20 protein-coding genes, 2 tRNA genes and 2 pseudogenes are annotated in these 26,273 nt (G+C 51.3%); 5 read left to right on the top strand and 19 right to left on the bottom strand.

Annotated features, from left to right (window positions below; genetic code table 11):
* The first annotated feature begins 36 nt into the window (after window positions 1-36).
* Entirely contained in the window at window positions 37-1,044 is a 1,008-nt protein-coding gene (locus CRI63_RS12690; protein ID WP_135519695.1) for a luciferase-like monooxygenase, read from the top strand.
* A 117-nt stretch (window positions 1,045-1,161) separates the two neighbouring features.
* Here CRI63_RS12690 and mtr read toward each other — a convergent pair whose 3' ends face one another.
* The 12 genes and pseudogenes from mtr to CRI63_RS12625 all read right to left on the bottom strand — a co-directional run bounded on the left by mtr (window position 1,162) and on the right by CRI63_RS12625 (window position 14,892).
* Entirely contained in the window at window positions 1,162-2,406 is a 1,245-nt protein-coding gene (mtr, locus tag CRI63_RS12685; RefSeq protein ID WP_135519693.1) for a tryptophan permease, read from the bottom strand.
* A gap of 154 nt (window positions 2,407-2,560) precedes the next feature.
* Window positions 2,561-4,462: an ATP-dependent RNA helicase DeaD gene (deaD, locus tag CRI63_RS12680; protein WP_130204606.1), complete on the bottom strand. Its 1,902-nt coding sequence runs from the start codon at window positions 4,460-4,462 to the stop codon at window positions 2,561-2,563.
* Complete coding sequence (gene yrbN / locus CRI63_RS12675) at window positions 4,455-4,535, bottom strand: protein YrbN (protein ID WP_010723222.1); 81 nt, start codon at window positions 4,533-4,535, stop codon at window positions 4,455-4,457. Before yrbN ends, deaD begins: the two co-directional genes overlap by 8 nt.
* A 106-nt stretch (window positions 4,536-4,641) precedes the next feature.
* Window positions 4,642-5,527 (bottom strand): annotated as a pseudogene (nlpI, locus tag CRI63_RS12670) (lipoprotein NlpI).
* A gap of 108 nt (window positions 5,528-5,635) precedes the next feature.
* Window positions 5,636-7,771, bottom strand: coding sequence for a polyribonucleotide nucleotidyltransferase (gene pnp / locus CRI63_RS12665; protein WP_001298330.1), 2,136 nt, complete (start codon window positions 7,769-7,771; stop codon window positions 5,636-5,638).
* Window positions 7,772-8,015: 244 nt separating this feature from the next.
* The gene (gene rpsO, locus CRI63_RS12655; protein ID WP_000059470.1) at window positions 8,016-8,285 is read right to left on the bottom strand and encodes a 30S ribosomal protein S15; all 270 of its coding nucleotides are present in this window, start codon (window positions 8,283-8,285) and stop codon (window positions 8,016-8,018) included.
* A 148-nt stretch (window positions 8,286-8,433) separates the two neighbouring features.
* Entirely contained in the window at window positions 8,434-9,378 is a 945-nt protein-coding gene (gene truB / locus CRI63_RS12650) for a tRNA pseudouridine(55) synthase TruB (RefSeq protein ID WP_000089698.1), read from the bottom strand.
* A pseudogene (gene rbfA / locus CRI63_RS12645) lies at window positions 9,378-9,780 on the bottom strand (30S ribosome-binding factor RbfA). Before rbfA ends, truB begins: the two are co-directional and overlap by 1 nt.
* Window positions 9,781-9,944: 164 nt before the next feature.
* Window positions 9,945-12,617 carry a translation initiation factor IF-2 gene (gene infB / locus CRI63_RS12640; RefSeq protein WP_130204600.1) on the bottom strand — a complete coding sequence of 891 codons (2,673 nt, stop codon included), beginning with the start codon at window positions 12,615-12,617 and terminating at the stop codon, window positions 9,945-9,947.
* 24 nt (window positions 12,618-12,641) lie between these two features.
* Entirely contained in the window at window positions 12,642-14,129 is a 1,488-nt protein-coding gene (gene nusA / locus CRI63_RS12635) for a transcription termination factor NusA (RefSeq protein WP_130204598.1), read from the bottom strand.
* 27 nt (window positions 14,130-14,156) lie between these two features.
* Window positions 14,157-14,609: a ribosome maturation factor RimP gene (gene rimP, locus CRI63_RS12630; protein WP_001300397.1), complete on the bottom strand. Its 453-nt coding sequence runs from the start codon at window positions 14,607-14,609 to the stop codon at window positions 14,157-14,159.
* Window positions 14,610-14,815: 206 nt separating this feature from the next.
* Window positions 14,816-14,892 (bottom strand) — tRNA-Met (locus CRI63_RS12625).
* A gap of 347 nt (window positions 14,893-15,239) precedes the next feature.
* Between CRI63_RS12625 and argG the strand changes: the two genes are divergently transcribed.
* Together argG and CRI63_RS12615 are read left to right on the top strand one after the other, a co-directional pair.
* On the top strand, window positions 15,240-16,583 hold the full coding sequence (gene argG, locus CRI63_RS12620) for an argininosuccinate synthase (RefSeq protein WP_135519691.1): 1,344 nt from the start codon (window positions 15,240-15,242) through the stop codon (window positions 16,581-16,583).
* 184 nt (window positions 16,584-16,767) lie between these two features.
* Window positions 16,768-17,721 carry a helix-turn-helix transcriptional regulator gene (locus CRI63_RS12615; protein WP_135519689.1) on the top strand — a complete coding sequence of 318 codons (954 nt, stop codon included), beginning with the start codon at window positions 16,768-16,770 and terminating at the stop codon, window positions 17,719-17,721.
* A gap of 75 nt (window positions 17,722-17,796) precedes the next feature.
* On the opposite strand, the gene CRI63_RS12610 is transcribed toward CRI63_RS12615, so the two are convergent.
* The 6 genes from CRI63_RS12610 to rlmE form a co-directional block, all read right to left on the bottom strand.
* Window positions 17,797-17,883: transfer RNA gene (locus tag CRI63_RS12610), tRNA-Leu, on the bottom strand.
* A gap of 14 nt (window positions 17,884-17,897) precedes the next feature.
* The gene (gene secG, locus CRI63_RS12605; protein ID WP_001295556.1) at window positions 17,898-18,230 is read right to left on the bottom strand and encodes a preprotein translocase subunit SecG; all 333 of its coding nucleotides are present in this window, start codon (window positions 18,228-18,230) and stop codon (window positions 17,898-17,900) included.
* 227 nt (window positions 18,231-18,457) lie between these two features.
* Window positions 18,458-19,795: a phosphoglucosamine mutase gene (gene glmM / locus CRI63_RS12600; protein ID WP_000071134.1), complete on the bottom strand. Its 1,338-nt coding sequence runs from the start codon at window positions 19,793-19,795 to the stop codon at window positions 18,458-18,460.
* Window positions 19,788-20,636 (bottom strand): dihydropteroate synthase, encoded by an 849-nt coding sequence (gene folP, locus CRI63_RS12595; RefSeq protein ID WP_115204343.1) that lies wholly within the window; start codon window positions 20,634-20,636, stop codon window positions 19,788-19,790. The genes glmM and folP overlap by 8 nt, the downstream gene beginning before the upstream one ends.
* Before the next feature lie 89 nt (window positions 20,637-20,725).
* Window positions 20,726-22,660 (bottom strand): ATP-dependent zinc metalloprotease FtsH, encoded by a 1,935-nt coding sequence (gene ftsH / locus CRI63_RS12590; RefSeq protein WP_064529531.1) that lies wholly within the window; start codon window positions 22,658-22,660, stop codon window positions 20,726-20,728.
* A 99-nt stretch (window positions 22,661-22,759) separates the two neighbouring features.
* Window positions 22,760-23,389: a 23S rRNA (uridine(2552)-2'-O)-methyltransferase RlmE gene (rlmE, locus tag CRI63_RS12585; protein ID WP_000145975.1), complete on the bottom strand. Its 630-nt coding sequence runs from the start codon at window positions 23,387-23,389 to the stop codon at window positions 22,760-22,762.
* A 126-nt stretch (window positions 23,390-23,515) separates the two neighbouring features.
* On the opposite strand from rlmE, the gene yhbY reads away from it, so the two are divergent.
* Window positions 23,516-23,809 (top strand): ribosome assembly RNA-binding protein YhbY, encoded by a 294-nt coding sequence (gene yhbY / locus CRI63_RS12580; protein ID WP_001054420.1) that lies wholly within the window; start codon window positions 23,516-23,518, stop codon window positions 23,807-23,809.
* A 155-nt stretch (window positions 23,810-23,964) separates the two neighbouring features.
* Here yhbY and greA read toward each other — a convergent pair whose 3' ends face one another.
* Window positions 23,965-24,441: a transcription elongation factor GreA gene (greA, locus tag CRI63_RS12575; RefSeq protein WP_064529530.1), complete on the bottom strand. Its 477-nt coding sequence runs from the start codon at window positions 24,439-24,441 to the stop codon at window positions 23,965-23,967.
* 247 nt (window positions 24,442-24,688) lie between these two features.
* Here greA and dacB point away from each other — a divergent pair, with 247 nt between their 5' ends.
* Complete coding sequence (dacB, locus tag CRI63_RS12570; protein ID WP_130219205.1) at window positions 24,689-26,122, top strand: serine-type D-Ala-D-Ala carboxypeptidase; 1,434 nt, start codon at window positions 24,689-24,691, stop codon at window positions 26,120-26,122.
* Window positions 26,123-26,273: the final 151 nt, after the last annotated feature.

Raw genomic sequence — 26,273 nt, 5'->3', positions numbered from 1 at the left:
AGTATTAAAGATTAATCGGTAACAAAGTGAGCTGTTATGACTGATAAAACCATTGCGTTTTCGCTACTCGATCTGGCCCCCATTCCCGAAGGTTCTTCGGCGCGAGAAGCATTCTCCCACTCTCTCGATCTCGCCCGTCTGGCTGAAAAGCGCGGCTATCATCGCTACTGGCTGGCAGAACACCACAATATGACCGGCATTGCCAGTGCTGCAACATCGGTATTGATTGGCTATCTGGCGGCGAATACCACCACGCTGCATCTGGGGTCTGGCGGCGTGATGTTGCCTAACCACTCACCGTTGGTCATTGCCGAACAGTTCGGCACGCTCAATACGCTCTATCCGGGGCGAATCGATTTGGGGCTGGGTCGTGCTCCGGGTAGCGATCAGCGAACCATGATGGCGCTACGTCGTCATATGAGCGGCGATATTGATAATTTCCCCCGCGATGTCACGGAGCTGGTGGACTGGTTTGACGCCCGCGATCCCAATCCGCATGTGCGCCCGGTACCAGGCTATGGCGAGAAAATCCCGGTGTGGTTGTTAGGCTCCAGCCTTTACAGTGCACAACTGGCGGCGCAGCTTGGTCTGCCGTTCGCGTTTGCCTCACACTTCGCGCCGGATATGTTGTTCCAGGCGCTGCATCTTTATCGCAGCAACTTCAAACCGTCGGCACGACTGGAAAAACCATACGCGATGGTGTGCATCAATATTATCGCTGCCGACAGCAACCGCGACGCTGAATTTCTGTTTACCTCAATGCAGCAAGCCTTTGTGAAGCTGCGCCGTGGCGAAACCGGGCAACTGCCGCCGCCGATTCAAAATATGGATCAGTTCTGGTCGCCGTCCGAGCAGTATGGCGTGCAGCAGGCACTGAGTATGTCGCTGGTGGGCGATAAAGCGAAAGTGCGTCATGGTTTGCAGTCGATCCTGCGCGAAACTGACGCCGATGAGATTATGGTTAACGGACAGATTTTTGACCACCAGGCGCGCCTGCATTCGTTTGAGCTAGCGATGGATGTTAAGGAAGAGTTGTTGGGATAGTGTGTTTTAACGCGGAAAGCCTTATCCGAGCTGGCAACGCTGTCCTACGTAGGCCTGATAAGCGAAGCACATCAGGCATTGTGTAGGCAGCAGACATGTCGGATAAGGCACCGCTGATTACTGATACACCGGCAGTAAATTAAAGCTCGATAAAATATGGATCAGTGCGTTACCAACGCCAAACACCAGAATCAGCACGATCATCGGTTTGCCGCCCCAGACGCGGAATTTCGGACTACCAAAGCGTTTACGCGATGCGCGGGCCAGCAACGCAGGAACTATTGCCGCCCAGATGGTAGCCGCTAAACCGGCATAACCAATGGCGTACAGGAATCCGTTCGGGAGCAGCAGGCCACCCACAACAGGCGGGGCAAAGGTCAGCAACGCTGTTTTCAAACGGCCCATAGCCGAGTCGTCGAAACCAAACAGATCTGCCAGATAGTCAAACAAACCCAGCGTTACGCCAAGGAACGAACTCGCTACCGCAAAGTTTGAGAACACGACCAGCAGAAGGTCCAGACTACGGCTGTTCAGCACGCCGCTTAACGCCTGTACCAGCACATCAATATTGCCGCCCTTCTCAGCGATGCCGATAAACTCCGGACGCGGGATGTTACCCATCGTCGCCAGCAACCAGATGGTATACAGCGCCAGCGCCATCAGCGTACCGTACACCAGGCATTTCACGATGGTTTTCGGATCTTTGCCGTAGTACTTCATCAGGCTTGGCACGTTACCGTGATAACCAAACGACGCCAGGCAGAACGGCAGGGTCATCAGTAAATACGGTGCATAAGACGCATTGCTTTCGGCGACGTTGAACAATGTCGCAGGCTGCACATGCCCCAGCAGGCTACCGAAGGTGAGGAAGAAGGTAATGACTTTCGCCCCCAGCACAATCGCCGTCATCCGGCTGACCGCTTTGGTGCTCAACCACACCACAAACGCCACCAACAGTGCAAAACCAAATCCCGCCGCCCGTGCCGGGACATTCAGCGACATCTCCGCGAAGGTGTGATGCAGAATCGAACCACTGGCAGAAATATAGGCATAGGTCAGGATATAGAGCACAAAGGCAATGGAAATGCCGTTGACCACGTTCCAGCCTTTACCAAGCAAATCTTTGGTGATGGTGTCAAAACTCGAACCGATTCGGTAATTCAGGTTAGCTTCCAGAATCATCAAGCCAGAATGCAGCATACAGAACCAGGTAAAGATCAGCGCCGCCATTGACCAGAAGAACCACGCACCGGACATGACCACAGGCAGAGAAAACATCCCTGCGCCAATAATGGTGCCGCCGATAATCACCACGCCGCCAAGCAGCGACGGTGACGTTTGGGTGGTGGTTAGTGTTGCCATGAGGGCTTCTCTCCAGTGAAAAATAGTGCGACTGCGTTGTTATGCATTGCACTGTACCAGTACATGAGTACAAAAAACAGAAAAAAAAGCCCCGATAGTTAAAATCGGGGCTGTATATATTATTTTACAGACTGTGTTCGCTGTTCAGCGATGATTACGCATCGCCACCGAAACGACGACGACCGGTAGAGTCATCACGACGCGGTGCGCGGCCTTCACGACGTTCGCCGCTAAAACGACGACCATCACCACGACCACCTTCACGGCGTTCACCGCTGAAGTTACGACCGCCTTCACGACCACCTTCACGACGCTCGCCACTGAAACCACGACCACCGCCACGACGCTCACCACCAGTATGCGGCTGCGCATCGCCCAGTAACTGCATGTTCATTGGCTTGTTGAGAATGCGAGTGCGCGTAAAGTGTTGCAGCACTTCACCCGGCATACCTTTCGGCAGTTCGATGGTGGAGTGAGAAGCAAACAGCTTGATGTTACCGATGTAACGGCTGCTGATGTCGCCTTCGTTAGCAATCGCGCCAACGATATGACGAACTTCAACACCATCATCGCGGCCCACTTCAATGCGGTACAGTTGCATATCGCCAACATCACGACGTTCACGACGCGGACGATCTTCACGGTCGCCGCGCGGGCCACGGTCGTTACGATCGCGCGGACCACGGTCATCACGGTCACGGAATTCACGTTTCGGACGCATCGGCGCATCTGGCGGAACAATCAGAGTACGTTCACCCTGTGCCATTTTCAGCAGTGCGGCGGCCAGAGTTTCGAGATCCAGCTCTTCACCTTCTGCAGTCGGCTGAATTTTGCTCAGCAGTGCGCGGTATTGATCCAGATCGCTGCTTTCCAGCTGCTGCTGTACTTTAGCGGCGAATTTTTCCAGACGGCGTTTGCCCAGCAGTTCTGCGTTCGGCAGTTCTACTTCCGGAATAGTCAGCTTCATAGTACGTTCAATGTTGCGCAGCAGACGACGCTCGCGGTTCTCAACGAACAGCAGCGCACGACCAGCACGACCCGCACGGCCGGTACGACCGATACGGTGAACGTAAGACTCAGAATCCATCGGGATATCGTAGTTAACCACCAGGCTGATACGCTCAACGTCCAGGCCACGGGCCGCAACGTCGGTCGCAATCAGGATGTCCAGACGACCATCTTTCAGGCGTTCCAGTGTCTGCTCACGCAGCGCCTGGTTCATGTCACCGTTCAGCGCGGCGCTGTTGTAGCCGTTACGCTCAAGAGCTTCTGCCACTTCCAGAGTCGCGTTTTTGGTACGAACGAAGATAATCGCCGCATCAAAATCTTCCGCTTCCAGGAAACGTACCAGTGCTTCGTTTTTACGCATACCCCAGACAGTCCAGTAGCTCTGGCTGATGTCAGGACGGGTAGTCACGCTGGACTGAATGCGCACTTCCTGCGGCTCTTTCATAAAGCGGCGGGTAATGCGACGAATCGCTTCCGGCATGGTTGCAGAGAACAGAGCGGTCTGATGACCTTCCGGGATCTGCGCCATAATAGTTTCAACGTCTTCGATGAAGCCCATGCGCAGCATTTCGTCAGCTTCATCCAGAACCAGACCGCTCAGTTTAGAGAGGTCCAGAGTGCCACGTTTCAGGTGGTCCAGCAGACGGCCCGGAGTACCGACAACGATCTGCGGCCCCTGACGCAGGGCGCGTAATTGCACGTCATAACGCTGGCCGCCGTACAGGGCAACCACATTTACGCCGCGCATGTGTTTAGAGAAATCCGTCATTGCTTCAGCAACCTGTACCGCCAGTTCGCGGGTCGGTGCCAGCACCAGAATCTGTGGTGCTTTCAGCTCAGGATCAAGATTCTGCAGCAGAGGTAAAGAGAATGCTGCAGTTTTTCCGCTCCCCGTCTGGGCCATACCCAGAACGTCGCGGCCATTCAGCAGATGTGGAATACACTCTGCCTGAATTGGAGATGGTTTTTCGTAACCCAGATCGTTAAGGGCTTCAAGGATAGGAGCCTTCAGGCCCAGATCTGCAAAAGTGGTTTCGAATTCAGCCATGTAGTACGTGTGCCTCAAAATTAATGGCGGCCAGTCTACATAACTCATCATGAAATTGATCAGCAATTTTCATTGAAAAGTGTGAACCGGCTCAAAGTAGGTGTATTAACGAACAACAACGCCCTCACCCGTTAAGGTGATGGCAATCAAAAAAGATTACGGGCTGATGTGTACGTCAGCTATTGCTGGTCCGATTCTGCCAGGTCATCTTGGTCCTGGCCCAGGAGCGATAATTCCAACAATGCGTATCGGTGCTCAACAAAGTTATGAACGTTGTTGGCAACCGCCAGTTTGAACAGTGCCGTGGCGCTGTCCAAATCCCCCAGACTTAGGTAGTACTTACCTAAATAGAAGTTGGTTTCACTGAGATGCTCAGCGAGCGAGGTGTTATCCGTTGCGTCCGCCTTGAGCCTTTCCATTAACGTTTGTTCGCTAATGTTGCCCAGGTAGAACTCGACAATGTTCCATCCCCACTGTTCCTTATCCGATTTTTCGAAGTGCTGTTTCAACACTTCTTTAGCCTGCTTCTCATCGAGCTTCTGCTCGGCGAGATAAAGCCACAGACTACGGAAAGGATCATTGGGATCGTCTTGATAAAAACGCCAGCAGATCATCTTGCGCTAACTTATCACGACCGCCGTAATATAATGCGATCCCGCGATTCAAGTGCGCGTAGTTGTAAGTTGGATCAAGCTCAAGTACAGAATCAAACGCTTCATAGGCAGCATCAAAATTGCCTGCCTGCGTTAAATATATGCCTAAGTAATTGAATACTTCAGGCATATCTGGTCGGATTGCCAGCGCTTGCGAAAAATCGTTACGCGCTAATGCCCTCAGACCGAGACTATCATACAACACTCCGCGCTCATATAAAAGCTGTGCGCGTTCGTCATCGGTTAAAGCCCGACTGGCAAGGATTTGTTCCATACGTGCCAGAATCACTTCCTGCTGTAAAGTCGGTTGCAATGGTACCGCGAGGACTTCACTTTTACGCCAGGAAGTATTACTGCATCCTGCAAGCGTAAGTGCTGTCGCAACGAAACACCAGCGCAAAAAAGGCTTCATTTCCCACTCCCGAAGACCACGGTTGAATGAACGTCCTGTTCCCGGTTGCTAACAAGGCGTCCTGCCCGGTTAAAAGCCCCCCGCCGCAGCGGAGGGCAAATGGCAACCTTACTCGCCCTGTTCAGCAGCCGGAGCTTCCGGTGCTGCAGCAGGTTGAGACTGCTCAGTCGCTTCTTTAATGCTCAGACGGATACGGCCCTGGCGATCAACTTCCAGAACTTTCACCGGTACTTCCTGACCCATCTGCAGGTAATCGGTCACTTTCTCAACGCGTTTGTCAGCGATTTGAGAGATGTGGACCAGACCTTCTTTACCGCCGCCGATGGCAACAAATGCGCCAAAGTCAACGATACGGGTCACTTTACCATTGTAGACGCGGCCCACTTCGATTTCTGCAGTGATCTCTTCGATACGACGAATAGCATGTTTCGCTTTCTCGCCGTCGGTCGCTGCGATCTTCACAGTACCGTCATCTTCGATTTCGATGGTGGTGCCAGTTTCTTCGGTCAGGGCACGGATAACAGAGCCGCCTTTACCGATAACGTCTTTGATCTTGTCCGGGTTGATCTTGATGGTATGGATACGCGGAGCGAACTCAGAGATATCGCCACGTGGCGCGTTGATCGCCTGTTCCATTACACCCAGGATGTGCAGACGCGCACCTTTAGCCTGGTTCAGTGCAACCTGCATGATCTCTTTGGTGATACCTTCAATTTTGATATCCATCTGCAGTGCAGAGATACCGTCGCGGGAACCCGCAACTTTGAAGTCCATATCGCCCAGGTGATCTTCGTCACCCAAAATGTCAGACAGTACAACGTAGTTGTCGCCTTCTTTCACCAGACCCATTGCGATACCTGCAACAGCGGCTTTGATTGGCACACCTGCGTCCATCAGCGCCAGAGACGCGCCGCACACGGAAGCCATAGAAGAAGAACCGTTGGATTCGGTGATTTCAGACACAACACGTACGGTGTACGGGAATTTGTCCATATCCGGCATTACTGCCAGCACGCCGCGCTTCGCCAGACGACCGTGACCAATTTCACGACGCTTCGGAGAACCGACCATGCCAGTTTCGCCTACGGAGTACGGAGGGAAGTTGTAGTGGAACAGGAAGGTGTCAGTACGTTCGCCCATCAGTTCATCAAGAACTTGCGCGTCACGTGCAGTACCCAGCGTTGCGGTAACCAGCGCCTGCGTTTCACCACGGGTGAACAGCGCAGAACCGTGAGTACGCGGCAGCACGCCAGTACGCACATCCAGACCACGGATCATATCTTTTTCACGACCGTCGATACGCGGTTCGCCTGCCAGTACGCGGCTACGAACAACGTTTTTCTCGATAGCGTGCAGAATTTCACCCAGTTCGTTTTCGTCCAGGGTTTCATCTTCAGCAAGCAGCGTAGCGATGGTTTCAGATTTGATGACATCAACCTGCGCATAACGCTCTTGTTTGTCGGTGATGCGGTAAGCATCGCTCAGACGAGCTTCAGCCAGTGCAGCAACGCGCGCGTTCAGCGCTTCGTTTACCGGCTCCGGCTGCCAGTCCCAACGCGGTTTACCGGCTTCTTTCACCAGTTCATTGATGTTCTGAATAACAACCTGCTGTTGTTCATGACCGAACACTACTGCGCCCAGCATCTGGTCTTCGCTCAGCAGTTCAGCTTCAGATTCAACCATCAGTACAGCGGCTTCAGTACCCGCAACAACCAGATCCAGTTTGCTCTCTTTCAGCTCGTCCTGAGTCGGGTTCAGTACGTACTGGTCATTGATGTAACCTACGCGGGCAGCACCAATCGGGCCATTGAACGGAATACCAGACAGAGACAGTGCTGCGGAAGCACCAATCATCGCGACGATATCCGGGTTAACCTGCGGGTTAACAGAAACCACGGTGGCGATAACCTGAACTTCGTTGACGAAGCCTTCCGGGAACAGCGGGCGAATCGGGCGGTCAATCAGACGCGCGATCAGGGTTTCGCCTTCGCTTGGGCGGCCTTCACGACGGAAGAAGCTACCCGGGATACGACCAGCAGCGTAGGTACGCTCCTGATAGTTAACGGTCAGAGGGAAGAAGTCCTGACCTGGTTTGGCTTTTTTCTGGCCGACAACGGTAACAAATACCGCGGTGTCATCCATGCTAACCATAACAGCGGCAGTGGCTTGACGCGCCATCATGCCGGTTTCCAGAGTCACGGTGTGTTGGCCGTACTGGAATTTACGAACGATCGGATTAAGCAATGTAATACCCTTTTCTTTCTTAGACAGCACCTTACGGTACTGGTGTTAATACCCGATCTTCTGCGCATCCTCGCGACTAATGACAACCCTAACCCAGCCAAATGTGGGTAAAGCCTCTCATTAGCCGCGCGAACCTCTGCAACGGAAGATCATTCATAGCAACAATACATTAGTTTCCAGTGAATTGCTGCCGTCAGTTTGAAAAAAGGGGCCACTCAGGCCCCTTTTCTGAAACTCGCAAGAATTAGCGACGCAGACCCAGGCGCTCGATGAGCTGGGTGTAACGTGCTACGTCTTTACGTTTCAGGTAGTCGAGCAGTTTACGACGCTGAGAAACCATGCGCAGCAGACCACGACGGCTGTGGTGATCTTTTTTGTGCTCTGCAAAGTGACCCTGCAGGTGGTTGATCTGTGCAGTCAGCAGTGCTACCTGAACTTCGGTAGAACCGGTGTCGTTTTCACCACGACCAAACTCAGAAACGATTTTAGCTGTTGCTTCAGTACTTAGAGACATTTTAAAACTCCAAAGTATATAGAATGAAAGGACGCCGATCTCTAATTCAGCGATCCCAGTGTACGTTACGCAAAGTGTTAAACAATTTACGCGACGTTAAGCGGCAGTATTCTACTCGTAGCGACCTGTTATCGCAAGACGGTTAACATTACGCCGGATATTCAACCACCAGGCGACGAGGCGCAACGCGGCCTTCATCGTCAATTTCACCCATACCGATAAACTTGCCATTCTCACCTTCTGTAACACGAACCAGTCCTTCCAGCGGCGCACCAGATGTACGAACTGGGTTACCATTTTTGAAGTAAACAGAAGACGTTAACGGAAGATTCACCACCGGATAGTCCGAAGCTGGACTGTCCATTGGCATCAGTAATGGATCAAGTAACTCCGCAGCCGGAATATCCTGCTGTTCAGCTTGCTCAACAAGTTCACGCAGGTGCTCCAGGGTCACCATCCGTTCAACCGGATATTTACTTACCGCCAGACGGCGCAGGTAAATAACATGCGCGCCACAGCCGAGTTTTTCACCCAGGTCGTCAATGATAGTGCGGATATAAGTACCTTTTGAGCAGTGAATTTCCAGCTCCAGCTCATTGCCTTCATGGCGAATAAACAGCAATTCATAAACGGTAATCGGACGCGCTTCACGCGGAACTTCAATGCCCTGACGCGCGTATTCGTACAGTTTTTTGCCCTGATATTTCAGTGCTGAATACATCGAAGGGATCTGTTCGATATCGCCACGGAAGGTATCCAGCGCCGCCGCCAGTTGCTCTGCACTAAAGGTTACCGGACGTTCTTCAACGATTTGTCCATCGGCGTCGGAAGTATCGGTACGCTGTCCAAGACGCGCAATCACCCGATAGCGTTTGTCGGAGTCCAGCAGATACTGGGAAAACTTCGTCGCTTCCCCGAGGCAAATCGGCAACATGCCAGTTGCCAGCGGGTCCAGCGCGCCGGTGTGTCCGGCACGGTTGGCGTTATATATACGTTTCACTTTTTGCAGCGCATCGTTGCTGGACATACCCTGCGGTTTATCCAGCAACAAAACGCCGTTAATGTCGCGACCGCGACGACGAGGACGACTCATTAGTCCTCCTTGCTGTCGTCCGGGTTAACACGACGCTCTTCGTCATGTTTGACCACGCTGGTCACCAGGTTTGACATACGCATCCCTTCAACCAGTGAGTTGTCGTAGAAGAAGGTCAGTTCCGGCACGAGTACGCAAGCGCATCGCTTTACCCAGCAGGCTGCGGATGAAACCAGAAGCTTCCTGCAACGCTTTGATGCCCGCTTTAACCGCGTCTTCATCTTTGTCGTTGAGGAACGTCACATATACTTTGGCATACGCCAGGTCACGAGACATTTCGACACCGGAAACGGTGGTCATCATGCCCAGACGAGGATCTTTAATTTCACGCTGCAGGATTAGAGCGATCTCTTTTTGCATTTCCTGCGCTACGCGCTGCGGGCGACCAAATTCTTTCGCCATAATAAATTCTCCTGACAAAAAAGGGGCTGTTAGCCCCTTTTTAAAAATTAATTTCAGGTGGAAGGGCTGTTCACGTTGGCCTGATAAGACGCGCTAGCGTCGTATCAGGCAATCCATGCCGGATGCGGCATAAACGCCTTATCCCGCATGGAACCCTAAAAACCTTAAGCGATGGTTCGTTGGATCTCGATGATTTCGAATACTTCGATCACATCGCCAGTGCGGACGTCGTTGTAGTTCTTAACGCCGATACCACATTCCATACCGTTACGGACTTCGTTAACGTCATCTTTGAAGCGGCGCAGGGACTCCAGCTCACCTTCGTAGATAACCACGTTGTCGCGCAGGACGCGGATCGGGTTGTGACGTTTAACCACACCTTCAGTAACCATACAGCCTGCGATGGCACCAAATTTCGGCGATTTGAACACGTCACGAACTTCCGCCAGACCGATAATCTGCTGTTTCAGTTCTGGAGACAGCATACCGCTCATCGCCGCTTTCACTTCGTCGATCAGGTTATAGATGACGGAGTAGTAACGCAGATCCAGGCTTTCCGCTTCAATCACTTTACGTGCAGAGGCATCAGCACGAACGTTAAAGCCAACCAGGATGGCGTTGGACGCCGCAGCCAGGGTGGCGTCGGTTTCGGTGATACCACCTACACCAGAACCGATGATCTTCACTTTAACTTCGTCAGTAGACAGTTTCAGCAAGGAGTCGGAGATCGCTTCCACAGAACCCTGTACGTCTGCCTTCAGGACGATATTCACTTCGTGAACTTCGCCTTCGGTCATGTTGGCGAACATGTTCTCGAGTTTAGATTTCTGCTGACGAGCCAGTTTAACTTCGCGGAATTTGCCCTGACGGTACAGTGCAACTTCACGTGCTTTCTTCTCGTCACGTACAACGGTAACTTCATCACCCGCAGCCGGAACACCGGACAAGCCGAGGATTTCCACCGGAATGGACGGACCCGCTTCCAGCACTTCCTGACCCAGTTCGTTACGCATCGCACGAACACGACCGTATTCGAAGCCACACAGAACGATATCGCCCTTATGCAGAGTACCTTCGCGGACCAGTACAGTAGCAACCGGACCACGACCTTTATCGAGGAAGGATTCGATAACCGCACCGCTCGCCATCCCGTTACGCACGGCTTTCAGTTCAAGGACTTCAGCCTGCAGCAGGATAGCATCCAGCAGTTCATCAATACCGGTACCCGCTTTTGCAGATACGTGTACGAACTGGCTTTCGCCGCCCCACTCTTCTGGCAGGATGCCGTACTGAGAGAGTTCGTTCTTAACGCGATCCGGATCGGCTTCTGGTTTATCGATTTTGTTCACAGCAACCACCACCGGAACACCCGCCGCTTTCGCGTGCTGGATAGCTTCGATGGTCTGCGGCATTACGCCGTCGTCTGCAGCAACAACCAGGACTACGATGTCCGTTGCCTGCGCACCACGTGCACGCATTGAAGTAAACGCGGCGTGCCCCGGGGTGTCCAGGAAGGTGATCATGCCGTTTTCAGTTTCAACGTGGTATGCACCAATGTGCTGGGTAATGCCGCCCGCTTCGCCAGAGGCCACTTTCGTTGAACGAATGTAGTCCAGCAGAGAGGTTTTACCGTGGTCAACGTGACCCATGATGGTCACAACCGGTGCGCGCGGTTCAGCCGCAGCGCCCGTGTCACGGTCGCTCATTACCGCTTCTTCCAGCTCGTTTTCACGACGCAGGATAACTTTGTGGCCCATCTCTTCGGCTACCAGCTGTGCGGTTTCCTGGTCGATAACCTGGTTGATGGTTGCCATTGCGCCCAGTTTCATCATCGCTTTGATGACCTGAGAGCCTTTAACCGCCATCTTGTTAGCCAGTTCGCCAACGGTGATGGTTTCGCCGATCACAACGTCACGGTTAACGGCCTGAGCTGGCTTCTGGAAGCCCTGCTGCAGCGAAGAACCTTTACGTTTTCCGCCTTTACCGCCACGTACCGCTGCACGCGCTTCTTCGCGATCAGCTTTTGATTCAGCGTGTTTGTTGCCTTTCTTCGGACGCGCTGCTTTCGCGTTACGACCACGGCCACGGCCGCCTTCGACTTCACGATCGCTTTCGTCTTCTGCCTGACGGGCATGTTGAGAGGTAGTGACGTGATAATCGCTGGAATCTTCAGTCGGTTCCGCGTTATCAGTCCATTTGTTTTCTTCCGCCATACGACGTGCTTCTTCAGCAACGCGACGTGCTTCTTCTTCGAGTTTACGACGCGCTTCTTCTTCAGCTTTACGCTTGAGCTCTGCAGCTTCCTGCTCACGGCGGGCTTTTTCAGCCTGGGCGGTTTTAGTCATATCGTCTTGTTGATTGCTCACTTTGTCTTTTTCCGCAGCTTCACGTTTCGCTTGTTCAGCGGCTTCACGTTTAGCTTGTTCTGCGGCCTCACGTTCAGCTTTTTGTTGCGCCTCGCGTTTGGCCGATTCTTCTGCCTCACGACGGGCTTGCTCTTCCGCTTCACGCTGCGCTTGCTCTTCCGCCGCAAGGCGCTCGGCCTCTTGCGGGTCACGTTTCACAAAGGTGCGTTTCTTGCGGACTTCGATTTGTACCGATTTGCTTTTTCCACCGGTACCAGGAATGTTAAGGGTGCTGCGTGTCTTACGCTGCAGCGTTAATTTGTCCGGCCCTGAATTTTTCTGATTCAGGTGGTCAATTAAAGCCTGTTTCTCTTGTGCGGACACAGAGTCGTCAGCAGACTTCCGGATACCTGCATCAGCAAATTGCTGTACCAGGCGTTCCACGGAGGTCTGTCGCTCTGCGGCCAGCGTTTTAATCGTTACATCTGTCATGCTGTTCCTTCCTGCTACAGTTTATTACGCTTCGTCACCGAACCAGCAAATATTACGGGCAGCCATAATCAGTGCTCCGGCTTTTTCGTCGGTCAACCCTTCGATATCAGCCAGATCATCAATGCCCTGTTCGGCGAGATCTTCCAGCGTACAAACGCCACGGGCGGCCAGTTTGAATGCCAAATCACGATCTATCCCTTCAAGGTTCAGCAGATCGTCAGCCGGTTTGTTATCACCGAGGCTTTCTTCCTGGGCCTGTGCAATGGTGGCCAGAGCATTTTTAGCACGCTCACGCAGTGCTTCAACGGTCGGCTCATCAAGGCCTTCGATTTCCAACAGCTCTTTCATCGGCACATAGGCCAGTTCTTCCAGCGTCGAGAAACCTTCTTCTACCAGGACAGTCGCGAAGTCTTCGTCAATGTCGAGATAACGGGTGAAGGTGTCAATCGCTGCATGCGCTTCCGCCTGATGCTTAGCCTGCAGGTCGTCAACGGTCATTACGTTGAGTTCCCAACCGCTGAGCTGCGAAGCCAGACGCACGTTCTGACCGTTACGGCCAATCGCCTGCGCCAGGTTACCGGCTTCAACGGCGATATCCATGGTGTGTTTATCTTCATCCACCACGATAGAAGCAACGTCTGCCGGTGCCATCGCATTAATCACGAACTGCGCCGGGTTATCATCCCACAGGACGATATCGATACGCTCGCCGCCCAGTTCAGTAGAAACCGCCTGAACACGCGCGCCACGCATACCTACGCAAGCACCTACCGGATCGATACGTTTATCGTTGGTTTTCACCGCGATTTTCGCACGAGAACCCGGGTCGCGAGCCGCTGCTTTAATTTCAATCACTTCTTCGCCGATTTCTGGCACTTCAATGCGGAACAGTTCGATCAGCATTTCCGGCTTGGAACGGGTAACGAACAGTTGCGCGCCACGCGCTTCCGGGCGAACGGAATAAAGCACGCCACGAACGCGGTCGCCAGGGCGGAAGTTTTCACGCGGCAGCATATCTTCGCGCAGGATCACGGCTTCAGCGTTGTTGCCCAGATCCAGAGAGATGTTGTCGCGGTTTACTTTTTTCACCACGCCGGTGATGATTTCACCTTCGTGTTCACGGAACTGATCAACCACCATCGCACGTTCGGCTTCACGCACTTTCTGCACGATAACCTGTTTTGCCGTCTGGGTGGTGATACGGTCAAAGGTAACAGACTCAATCTGATCTTCAACGTAATCGCCCAGGTTCAGGCTTTCATCTTCATAACGTGCGGCTTCAAGGGTGATTTCCTTGGTCGGCTGGGTGACTTCATCAACAACTAACCAGCGACGGAAGGTGTCAAAATCACCGCTTTTGCGATCGATCTGTACGCGGACGTCGATCTCTTGTTCATATTTTTTCTTTGTTGCTGTCGCCAGCGCGCTTTCCAATGCTTCGAAAATCTTCTCGCGAGGTAGCGCCTTTTCATTGGATACGGCTTCAACTACAGCCAAAATTTCTTTGTTCATCGCGGGCTTTTCACCTCATCCAGACTATTAAAAGTGGGGAACCAGGTTCGCCTTCTGGATATTACTCAGCGCGAACACTTCATCTTTACCTTCGACGGTAACTGTGATCATTTCACCGTCTACCGCTTTGATAACGCCCTGCCATTTACGACGGTTTTGTACCGCCATACGGAGAACCAGAGTCACCTCTTCTCCGACAAAACGGGCGTAGTGTTCAGCCGTGAACAGTGGGCGATCGAGACCCGGTGAGGAGACTTCCAGGTTATAAGCAACGGTGATGGGATCTTCAACATCCAGCACAGCACTTACCTGGTGGCTCACATCAGCACAATCATCAACATTGATGCCATCTTCACTATCAATATAGATGCGCAGTGTGGATGTGCGACCGCGAATAAACTCGATGCCAACCAGCTCAAAACCCAGGGCCTCAACTGGCGCAGTAATCATCTCTGTTAATTTTTGCTCTAATGTGGACAAGCCCACCCCCAAGACATAAAAAAAGGGCCTAAAGCCCAGTTATTCTGTAGTCAGATAACAAAAAACCCCGATAAATCGGGGCTTTATATAACTGAACCCTATAACCGCAACTGCGGTCTGGAGCACTTTCCAGAAGGATTTTTTCAAATCCCACTACGAAGGCCGAAGTCTTCACAGTATATTTGAAAAAGAACTCTAAGGGAAAGTGGTTGCGGGGGCCGGATTTGAACCGACGACCTTCGGGTTATGAGCCCGACGAGCTACCAGGCTGCTCCACCCCGCGCCTGAAACGTGGCAAATTCTACTCGTTTTGGGTAAAAAATGCAAATACTGCTGGGATTTGGTGTACCGAGACGGGACGTAAAATCTGCGGGCATTATAGTGATCCACGCCACATTTTGTCAACATTTATTGCTAATCACGTGAATGAATACCCTGTTCACTTTCATTTGTTGAATACTTTTGCCTTCTCCTGCTCTCCCTTAAGCGCATTATTTTACAAAAAACACACTAAACTCTTCCTGTCTCCGATAAAAGATGATTAAATGAAAACTCATTTATTTTGCATAAAAATTCAGTTAGAGCGGAAATCCAGGCTCATCATCAGTTAATTAAGCAGGGTGTTATTTTATGACGACGATTCTCAAGCATCTCCCGGTAGGTCAACGTATTGGTATCGCTTTCTCTGGCGGTCTGGACACCAGTGCCGCACTGCTGTGGATGCGAAAAAAGGGAGCGGTTCCTTATGCATATACTGCAAACCTGGGCCAGCCAGACGAAGAGGATTACGATGCGATCCCTCGTCGTGCCATGGAATACGGCGCGGAGAACGCACGTCTGATCGACTGCCGCAAACAACTGGTGGCTGAAGGTATTGCCGCTATTCAATGTGGCGCATTTCATAACACCACCGGCGGCCTGACCTATTTCAACACGACGCCGCTGGGCCGCGCCGTGACCGGCACCATGCTGGTTGCTGCCATGAAAGAAGATGGCGTGAATATCTGGGGTGACGGCAGCACCTATAAAGGAAACGATATCGAACGTTTCTATCGTTACGGTCTACTGACCAATGCGGAACTACAAATTTACAAACCGTGGCTCGATAGCGACTTTATCGATGAACTGGGCGGCCGTCATGAAATGTCTGAATTTATGATTGCCTGCGGTTTCGACTACAAAATGTCTGTCGAAAAAGCCTACTCCACAGACTCCAACATGCTTGGTGCAACGCATGAAGCGAAGGATCTGGAATACCTCAACTCCAGCGTCAAAATCGTCAACCCGATTATGGGCGTGAAGTTCTGGGATGAGAGCGTGAAGATCCCGACAGAAGAAGTCACAGTACGCTTTGAGCAAGGTCATCCAGTGGCGCTGAACGGTAAAACCTTTAGCGACGACGTAGAAATGATGCTGGAAGCTAACCGCATCGGCGGTCGTCACGGCCTGGGCATGAGCGACCAGATTGAAAACCGTATCATCGAAGCGAAAAGCCGGGGTATCTACGAAGCTCCGGGGATGGCACTGCTGCACATTGCGTATGAACGTCTGCTGACCGGTATTCACAACGAAGACACCATTGAGCAGTATCATGCGCATGGTCGTCAGTTGGGGCGTCTTTTGTACCAGGGGCGTTGGTTTGATTCCCAGGCGCTGATGCTGCGTGACTCCCTGCAACGCTGGGTTGCCAGCCAGATCACTGGTGAAGTGACGCTGGAACTGCGTCGCGGGAACGACTACTCGATCCTCAATACCGTCTCTGACAACCTGACCTATAAAGCAGAGCGTTTGACCATGGAGAAAGGCGACTCTATGTTTACGGCTGAAGATCGTATTGGTCAACTGACCATGCGTAACCTGGATATTACCGATACCCGCGAGAAGCTGTTCGGTTATGCCAAAACTGGACTACTCTCCTCCTCTGCCTCTTCGGGCGTGCCGCAGGTGGAGAATCTGGAAAATAAAGTTAAGTAATATCATAGCTTTCGTGCTAAAGGCCGCAAATGCGGCCTTTTTTTTACGGCTAAGAGAATGTGACTGCGTTTAGGGGCCACCGTGTCCGAATTCGGAATTAAAGTAAAATTTAAATGAAATAAAGTAAATTTCAGCGCATTCTATGTTTACTTTATGTTTTTATGCTTAGTAAAAGGAATGACCAATGAATGGTGAATATTTTGTACGCCTCGCATTACATACTCTGAAATGCACTCAAAAAGATTTAGCAAGCCACTTAGGTGTTTCCTCAACACAAATTAGTAAGTGGAAAAAAGGGGAACACATGTCTGCTGATATGGAAAAAAAGTTCAGAAATATTACCCAAATAGGAGATTATTCTCCTCAACTAGTTGAATGGACGGGCTCAGTCGAGAATGCTGAGAAATGGGATCGGCTTATCCATTTTCTTGCTCAACGAGCTATGGAGGATGCTGAAACGAGTTATATAACACGACCTCTTACTGACGAAGATGGCTTTTTGGTTGAAGAAACAATTGATGTATTAAAGCGAATAGGTTTTCCTACACCTCTTTCCTTTCCTGAAGGACTTAATATTGACGACGATAATGCTGATGAAGAAGAGGCTTTTTGGGAGATCTTAGAGAGCAATGCTCATTGTTCTGTAATTAATGATATTTATCATGCTCTGAATGATGTTTATGGTTTCTACATAGCATATGTTGATGAGTTGATTCAGGACGACGATTTAGATGTCTATTCAAGCGAAGCCATCAATATTCAGAGTTCATTGCTATCACTTGCTGCATGCAAAATTGAAATTGATACTCCTGTTGCGTCAAACATTAAAGAATTTCGTTATAGAGTTCAAAAAGACTACGAAAATTGGTTGAATCAACTCAAGATGATGGCATTCAGGGCGGGAATCCCGTTAAGAGCCGAACTTCTGGAAATGGTTTATAACACTGCTGACCAACTTAGCGTTGCAGCAGAAGCCGAAAGTTTCGATTTCAATAAATCTCGCATTCATCCAGATATATACATGAACGAGATCCTCACTGGCATGAGAATAATTCACCAAGTGCTTCCGTTAATAATGCAAAAGTTAGAAATTACAGATTTCAAATTAGATGAAACAGATTTACGCTTGGGTAAATAGTTATCAAATTCAGAATATTTAGCCTGGCTTATAAAACGAAAAAAGACGCTTTTCAGCGTCTTTCTTTCGGAATATTGGTACTGAGGATGGGACTCGAACCCACAAGCCCGTTAGGGCACTACCACCTCAAGGTAGCGTGTCTACCAATTCCACCACCTCAGCACAGATACTACTTTTTAGTTCGGGATATCGCTGGTCGGCTTAGCCGGAGCAGCTGGCTGAGTTTGTTCGGTTTTCGCCGGCGCACTCAGGTTTTCCCATTCGCTACCTTTATTGGTTTTGTTGCTATTGATGTTACCCAACACCAGACTGATGATGAAGAATAACGTTGCCAGCAGCGCCGTCATGCGGGTCATGAAGTTACCAGAACCACTTGAACCAAACAGCGTAGCGGAAGCGCCTGCTCCGAAGGAGGCTCCCATATCAGCGCCTTTACCTTGCTGCAGCATGATCAGACCTACAAGGCCAATTGCTACAATAAGGAAAACTACTAAAAGAGCTTCGTACATAATCAACCTGTTCCTTGCGGAGTTGCCGCGTACCAATGCTTCAACCAATAAAGCGGGAGTTTTTAATCTTTCCCACTGAAGCGGGTGTGAATACTAACCAAAGCGAATGACCTTCGCAAGGGCAATTTTATCGCATTGTATCAACTGCGGAAAAAAACAGCAAAACCGATGTGCTTAAGAAGAACAAAGGCGACAAGCGCCGCCTTTTTAGCCAGTTAGCTATCGAATCAAACTGCCTTTACCGCGTCAGCGATGCGATGCGCAAATTCGGTTACCTGCGCTTCGTCTTCACCTTCTACCATCACGCGAATTAACGGCTCGGTGCCAGATTTACGCAGCAACACGCGTCCACGGTTGCCCAGCGCAGCTTCAACCTCTGCGGTCACGGCTTTAACTGACTCATGCTCAAGCGGATCGCCGCTACCTGCGGTGTAACGCACATTAACCAGAATCTGCGGGAACATTTTCATGCCACTGCAAAGGTCGTGCAGGCTCATATGGTTACGCGCCATCGCCGCCAGCACCTGCAAACCAGCAACGATGCCGTCACCGGTAGTGGTTTTATCCAGCAGGATCACATGACCGGAGTTCTCGGCACCGATGCGCCAGCCTTTCTCCTGCATTTTTTCCAGTACGTAGCGGTCGCCCACTTTCGCACGAGCAAATGGAATACCTAACTGTTTCAGCGCCAGTTCCAGCCCCATATTGCTCATCAATGTACCCACAGCGCCACCACGCAGCTGGCCCTGACGAAGACCTTCACGCGCGATGATATACATGATCTGATCGCCATCGACTTTATTGCCTTCATGGTCAACCATAATCACGCGGTCGCCGTCACCGTCAAAGGCGATACCGAGATCTGCTTTTTCAGCCAGTACGCGCGCCTGTAACGCACGAACATCAGTTGCGCCCACTTCGGCATTGATGTTTACGCCGTTCGGCTCACAACCGATAGCGATAACATTCGCTCCCAGCTCGCGCAGCACGTTCGGCGCAATGTGATAAGTCGCACCGTTTGCACAATCCACCACAATCTTCAGTTCACTGAGGCTAAGTTCGTTCGGGAACGTGGCTTTGCAAAACTCGATATAACGACCCGCGGCATCAACGATACGGCTGGCTTTACCCAGTTCTGCCGAATCAACGCAGCTAATCTCTTTTTCCATTTCAGCTTCAATGGCTTCTTCAACTGCATCCGGCAGCTTGGTGCCGTCAATAGAAAAGAATTTGATCCCGTTATCATAAAATGGGTTATGTGATGCAGAAATTACAATCCCAGCTTCGGCGCGGAAGGTACGCGTCAGATAAGCCACGGCCGGTGTTGGCATCGGGCCAGTGAAGAGTGCGGAAAGACCGGCAGCCGCCAGACCCGCCTCCAGCGCCGACTCCAGCATATAGCCAGAAATACGCGTGTCTTTACCAATAATGATCTTACGGGAGCCGTGGCGCGCCAGCACTTTACCCGCAGCCCACCCCAGCTTAAGCACAAAATCAGGCGTGATCGGCGCATCCCCAACACGACCACGAATCCCATCGGTACCGAAATATTTACGATTACTCATAGCGTTTGTTTTCCTTTGCAGACAGAGTGGCTTCCACCACTCGCATCGCTTCTACGGTTTCTTTGACGTCATGAACACGAATAATGTGCGCGCCTTGCATTGCGGCAATGACCGCACAGGCCAGACTACCGCTCAGGCGCTCGGACGGCCCCACGTTCAGCAGCTGCCCAATCATCGATTTTCGTGACATACCCACCAACAGCGGCAGGTTGAAATGATGAAATTCAGCCAGACGCGCCAGTAATGCATAGTTGTGATGGAGATTTTTACCGAAACCGAATCCGGGGTCGAGCAACAATTTCTCTTTTGCGATACCCGCCTGTTCGCAGCGTGCTATTTGCTCAACAAAGTAGCGATTTACCTCGGCAAAGACATCGTCATACTTTGGTGCTTCCTGCATGGTCTTTGGGTTTCCCTGCATATGCATCAGGCAAACTGGCAAACCAGTTTCAGCGGCAGCTTCCAGGGCGCCGGGTTCGGAAAGGGAGCGGATATCATTAATGATGTGAGCGCCTGCTTTCGCTGACTCACGGATGACTTCTGGTTTGGATGTATCTACCGAGATCCAGACTTCGAAGCGTTGAGCAATTGCCTCAACCACAGGAATAACACGTTGCAACTCTTCTTCAACGCTCACTTCCGCAGCCCCTGGACGTGTGGACTCGCCGCCAACGTCAATGATCGTTGCGCCAGCATTGATCATCAGATTCGCATGTTTCACCGCATCAATCAGCGAATTATGCGTGCCGCCATCGGAGAAAGAATCAGGCGTGACGTTGAGGATCCCCATTACGTGAGGATGGCTAAGGTCCAGTGAAGTGCCCTGGGCAAAGAGTTTCATGGTGTTATCCCTGGTATGAATTGATAAGAAAAAACCCCGGAGCACGCCCCGGGGTTTTCGGTACAAATACAGTCATCTGATGCGGGAACTTACTTGTCGCCTAACTGCTCTGACATGGTGTTACCCGGGTTCGGCGTACGCGGTTCATCAACCGGACGCGGAGCCTTTGGACTACCATTGTCGCCAGAATTGTTAGAAGCGCCTGGTTCTTCCCAGCCCGCTGGCGGACGTACATCGCGACGTGCCATCAGGTCGTCAATCTGCGGTGCATCGATGGTTTCATATTTCATGAGCGCATCTTTCATCGCATGCAGAATATCCAGATTGTCGTTCAACAACTGACGCGCACGATTGTAGTTACGCTCAATCAGTAACTTCACTTCCTGGTCGATGATACGCGCAGTTTCATCGGACATATGTTTCGCTTTCGCCACGCTACGACCGAGGAACACTTCACCTTCTTCTTCCGCGTACAGCAGAGGACCAAGTTTTTCGGAGAAGCCCCACTGAGTCACCATGTTACGTGCCAGGTTGGTCGCAACTTTAATATCGTTGGACGCCCCGGTAGAAACATGTTCCGGCCCGTAGATGATCTCTTCTGCCAGACGACCACCGTACAGCGTAGAAATCTGGCTTTCCAGTTTCTGACGGCTGGCACTGATTGCGTCGCCTTCAGGCAGGAAGAAGGTCACACCCAACGCACGTCCGCGCGGGATAATCGTCACTTTGTGCACCGGATCGTGTTCCGGCACCAGGCGACCAATAATCGCATGGCCTGCTTCGTGGTATGCCGTCGATTCTTTCTGCGCTTCCGTCATCACCATGGAGCGACGTTCCGCCCCCATCATGATTTTGTCTTTCGCTTTCTCGAACTCAACCATCGACACAACGCGTTTGTTGCCACGAGCAGCGAACAGTGCCGCTTCGTTCACCAGGTTCGCCAGATCAGCACCGGAGAAACCAGGAGTACCACGGGCAATGATTGCCGCATCGATATCGGGTGCCAATGGTACGCGACGCATGTGAACTTTCAGGATCTGCTCACGACCGCGAACATCTGGCAGACCAACCACAACCTGACGGTCGAAACGGCCAGGACGCAGCAGTGCCGGGTCCAGAACGTCCGGACGGTTAGTCGCGGCGATAACGATGATACCTTCGTTACCTTCGAAGCCATCCATCTCAACCAGCATCTGGTTCAGAGTCTGTTCACGTTCATCGTGACCACCGCCCAGACCTGCGCCACGTTGGCGGCCGACGGCGTCGATTTCATCGATAAAGATGATACACGGTGCCGCTTTCTTCGCCTGTTCGAACATGTCACGAACACGGGATGCACCCACACCGACGAACATTTCTACGAAGTCAGAACCGGAGATAGTAAAGAACGGAACTTTCGCTTCGCCTGCAATCGCTTTCGCCAGCAGCGTTTTACCGGTACCCGGAGGACCGACCATCAGGACGCCTTTCGGGATCTTACCACCGAGTTTCTGGAAGCGGCTTGGCTCGCGCAGATACTCAACCAGTTCAGCAACTTCTTCTTTTGCTTCGTCGCAGCCCGCAACGTCAGCAAAGGTCGTTTTGATCTGATCTTCCGTCAGCATGCGCGCTTTGCTCTTACCGAACGACATGGCACCTTTGCCACCGCCGCCCTGCATTTGACGCATGAAGAAGATCCAGACACCAATCAGCAACAGCATCGGGAACCAGGAGATGAAGATAGAAGCCAGCAGGCTTGGCTCTTCAGGCGGTTCACCGACAACCTTGACGTTCTTGGTCAGCAGGTTATCCAGTAACTTCGGATCCTGAACCGGAATGTAAGTGGTATAACGGTTACTATCTTTCTTGGTAACGTTGATTTCACGTCCGTTGATACGCGCTTCACGAACCTGGTCGTTATTGACCTCTTGTAGGAAGGTAGAGTAATCCACCTTACGTCCATTAGACTCGCTGGGCCCAAAGCTCTGGAATACTGACATCAGCACAACGGCAATGACCAGCCAGAGTATTAGGTTTTTCGCCATGTCACTCAAGGGATTAACCTCTTATTACAACTGTGTTAAAAACAGCGTCAGGATACTCTATATCCAGCATCTTTCAAACTTTCGTCTGAAATCTCCCGGTTAGGGTTTACGCCCGGTCGCTACAATATACACTTCCCGCGAACGTGCACGAGAAGAGTCCGGCTTACGAACTTTGACCTTCGTAAACAGGGAGCGAATTTCCCTTAGATACTCATCGAAACCTTCGCCCTGGAACACCTTCACTACAAAACTGCCACCTGGCGCTAATACATCACGACACATTTCTAGCGCCAGTTCCACCAGATACATGGCACGGGGGATATCCACCGCCGGTGTTCCGCTCATGTTTGGTGCCATATCGGACATGACAACCTGGACTTTGCTGTCGCCTACGCGCTCCAGCAGTGCTTTCATCACCAGTTCATCACGAAAATCGCCCTGAAGAAAGTCCACACCAACGATAGGATCCATAGGTAAAAGATCGCAAGCGATGATACGGCCTTTGCCGCCAATTTGGGTGACCACATATTGTGACCAACCACCTGGCGCAGCACCAAGGTCGACAACCGTCATTCCCGGTTTAAAGAGTTTGTCACTTTGCTGTATTTCATCAAGTTTAAACCAGGCACGGGAACGTAACCCCTTTTTCTGTGCCTGTTGAACATATTTATCGCTAAAGTGTTCCTGAAGCCAGCGACTGGAGCTGGCAGAACGCTTCTTACCTGTCATTTAACTTTCCCATTGGGATAACTCATCGTAACCAATTGCGTAAATTTTTACGCGCCTATTTGGCGATATATGGGAGATGGCGGTAGAATGACCCGTTTTCAATCCCAACGTAAGCAAAAAAATACGATGAATCTGAGTACTAAACAAAAACAGCACCTGAAAGGTCTGGCACATCCGCTCAAGCCAGTTGTTCTGCTTGGCAGTAATGGTTTGACCGAAGGGGTGCTGGCCGAGATTGAACAAGCGTTAGAGCACCATGAACTCATCAAGGTGAAAATCGCCACTGAAGATCGCGAAACTAAAACCTTGATCGTGGAAGCTATCGTGCGCGAAACCGGCGCCTGTAATGTACAGGTCATCGGTAAAACGCTGGTGCTTTATCGTCCAACTAAAGAACGTAAAATCTCGCTGCCACGCTAAGATTATCCTAAAGTTACACACATTTGCTGTGTAAAACGAGGGATTTTCCGCAAGCAGGAGAGCAAAATGCCACGCTCTGTTCGTTGATAAAAGGCCGCATAGCGGCCTTTTTCCTTTCTTTACAATACATCAACATTTTGAGTATTGGGTAATTCTTACAGGTATTCCACCTTAATTACTTCAAATTCTACATCGCCGCCCGGCGTTTTGATGACCACGACATCATCTTCTTCTTTGCCAATCAGGCCACGAGCAATAGGCGAGTTTACAGAAATCAGGTTTTGTTTAAAGTCAGCTTCGTCATCGCCAACGATGCGATAAGTCTGTTCTTCGTCAGAATCCAGATTCAGCACCGTTACGGTAGCACCAAAAATAACGCGCCCATTGTTGGGCATTTTGGTGACATCAATTACCTGCGCGTTCGACAGCTTGGCTTCGATATCTTTGATACGGCCTTCGCAAAAACCCTGCTGCTCACGCGCAGCGTGGTATTCGGCGTTTTCTTTCAGGTCGCCATGCTCACGCGCTTCCGCGATAGCAGCAATGATTTCAGGACGGCGCACAGATTTCAGAAAATCCAGCTCTTCGCGTAATTTTTCAGCGCCGCGTAAGGTCATCGGAATAGCTTGCATTTGTTATACCTCTTGAATATTCCTGATGGGGAGAGTCTCCACTCGCCCCGGCTGTTCGGCATGCCCGGCACAACTCCTCGTCGGGGCCAGAAGCAAAAAAATACCGACCCGGGAACAGGTCCCAGGCCAGCAATAATTCACATTTTGATAGTCATTTTACCCTGAAGTTCCCGAAGGGTCATCGTTTACTTTATAGGGCGTTGCGCCGTAGTATGACGGCTCGATTCCAGGTTGTTAGCGCGAGATTATGCGATTTTCCAGATTTATCATCGGATTGACCAGCTGTATAGCGTTCAGTGTTCAGGCCGCGAATGTAGATGAGTACATTACTCAACTCCCCGCTGGCGCCAACCTTGCCCTGATGGTGCAAAAAGTCGGCGCGTCTGCCCCCGCTATTGATTACCATAGTCAGCAAATGGCGCTGCCCGCCAGTACGCAGAAGGTGATCACTGCGCTGGCGGCGTTGATTCAACTTGGCCCCGATTTTCGTTTTACCACGACGCTTGAAACCAAAGGCAATGTGGAAAACGGCGTACTCAAGGGTGACTTAGTGGCGCGATTTGGTGCCGATCCGACGCTAAAACGTCAGGATATTCGTAATATGGTGGCGACCCTGAAAAAATCAGGCGTCTCCCAAATCGAGGGCAATGTGTTCATAGACACGTCCATTTTTGCCAGTCACGATAAAGCCCCCGGCTGGCCCTGGAACGACATGACACAATGCTTTAGCGCCCCGCCTGCCGCCGCCATTGTTGACCGCAATTGCTTTTCCGTCTCGCTCTACAGTGCCCAAAAACCCGGTGATATGGCCTTTGTTCGCGTGGCCTCTTATTACCCTGTGACTATGTTCAGCCAGGTACGCACTCTCCCCCGTGGTTCAGCCGAAGCGCAATATTGCGAGCTGGATGTGGTGCCAGGCGACCTTAACCGCTTTACGTTAACCGGATGCCTACCACAACGTTCTGAGCCGCTCCCGTTGGCTTTTGCCGTACAGGATGGCGCCAGCTACGCCGGAGCGATTCTGAAAGATGAGTTAAAACAGGCAGGCATTACTTATTCCGGCACGCTACTGCGACAAACGCAGGTTAACGACCCAGGAACGGTGGTTGCCAGTAAACAGTCGGCCCCTTTGCACGATCTGCTTAAGATTATGCTGAAAAAGTCCGACAACATGATCGCCGATACCGTCTTTCGCATGATTGGTCATGCGCGCTTTAATGTCCCTGGGACATGGCGGGCCGGGTCGGACGCCGTGCGTCAGATCCTGCGTAAGCAGGCGGGTGTGGATATTGGCAACACGATTATTGCAGATGGTTCAGGGCTTTCACGGCATAACCTGATTGCACCAGCCACCATGATGCAGGTGCTGCAATACATTGCCCAACACGACAATGAGCTTAACTTTATCTCAATGCTACCTTTGGCAGGCTACGATGGTTCGTTGCAGTACCGTGCAGGTCTGCATCAAGCGGGAGTAGATGGTAAAGTTTCAGCGAAAACAGGTTCGTTGCAGGGCGTGTATAACCTGGCAGGATTCATCACCACAGCAAGTGGGCAACGAATGGCGTTCGTACAATATCTTTCTGGTTACGCAGTAGAACCCGCGGATCAGCGTAATCGCCGTATTCCGTTGGTACGTTTTGAAAGCCGTTTGTATAAAGATATTTACCAGAACAATTAGTCAAAAAGAAACCCCGGCACATGGCCGGGGTTTCAGATTATTGACAAAGCGCGCTTTGTTTATGCCGGATGCGGCGTGAATGCCTTATCCGGCCTACAAAATCGTGCAAATTCAATATATTGCAATCATCTTGTAGGCCTGACCTGATAAG

Source organism: Escherichia sp. E2661 (genome assembly GCF_004745185.1).
Taxonomy (GTDB): Bacteria; Pseudomonadota; Gammaproteobacteria; order Enterobacterales; family Enterobacteriaceae; genus Escherichia.
The sequence above is the reverse complement of the archived record's forward strand: the minus strand, read 5'-3'. Positions and strand labels throughout refer to the sequence as shown.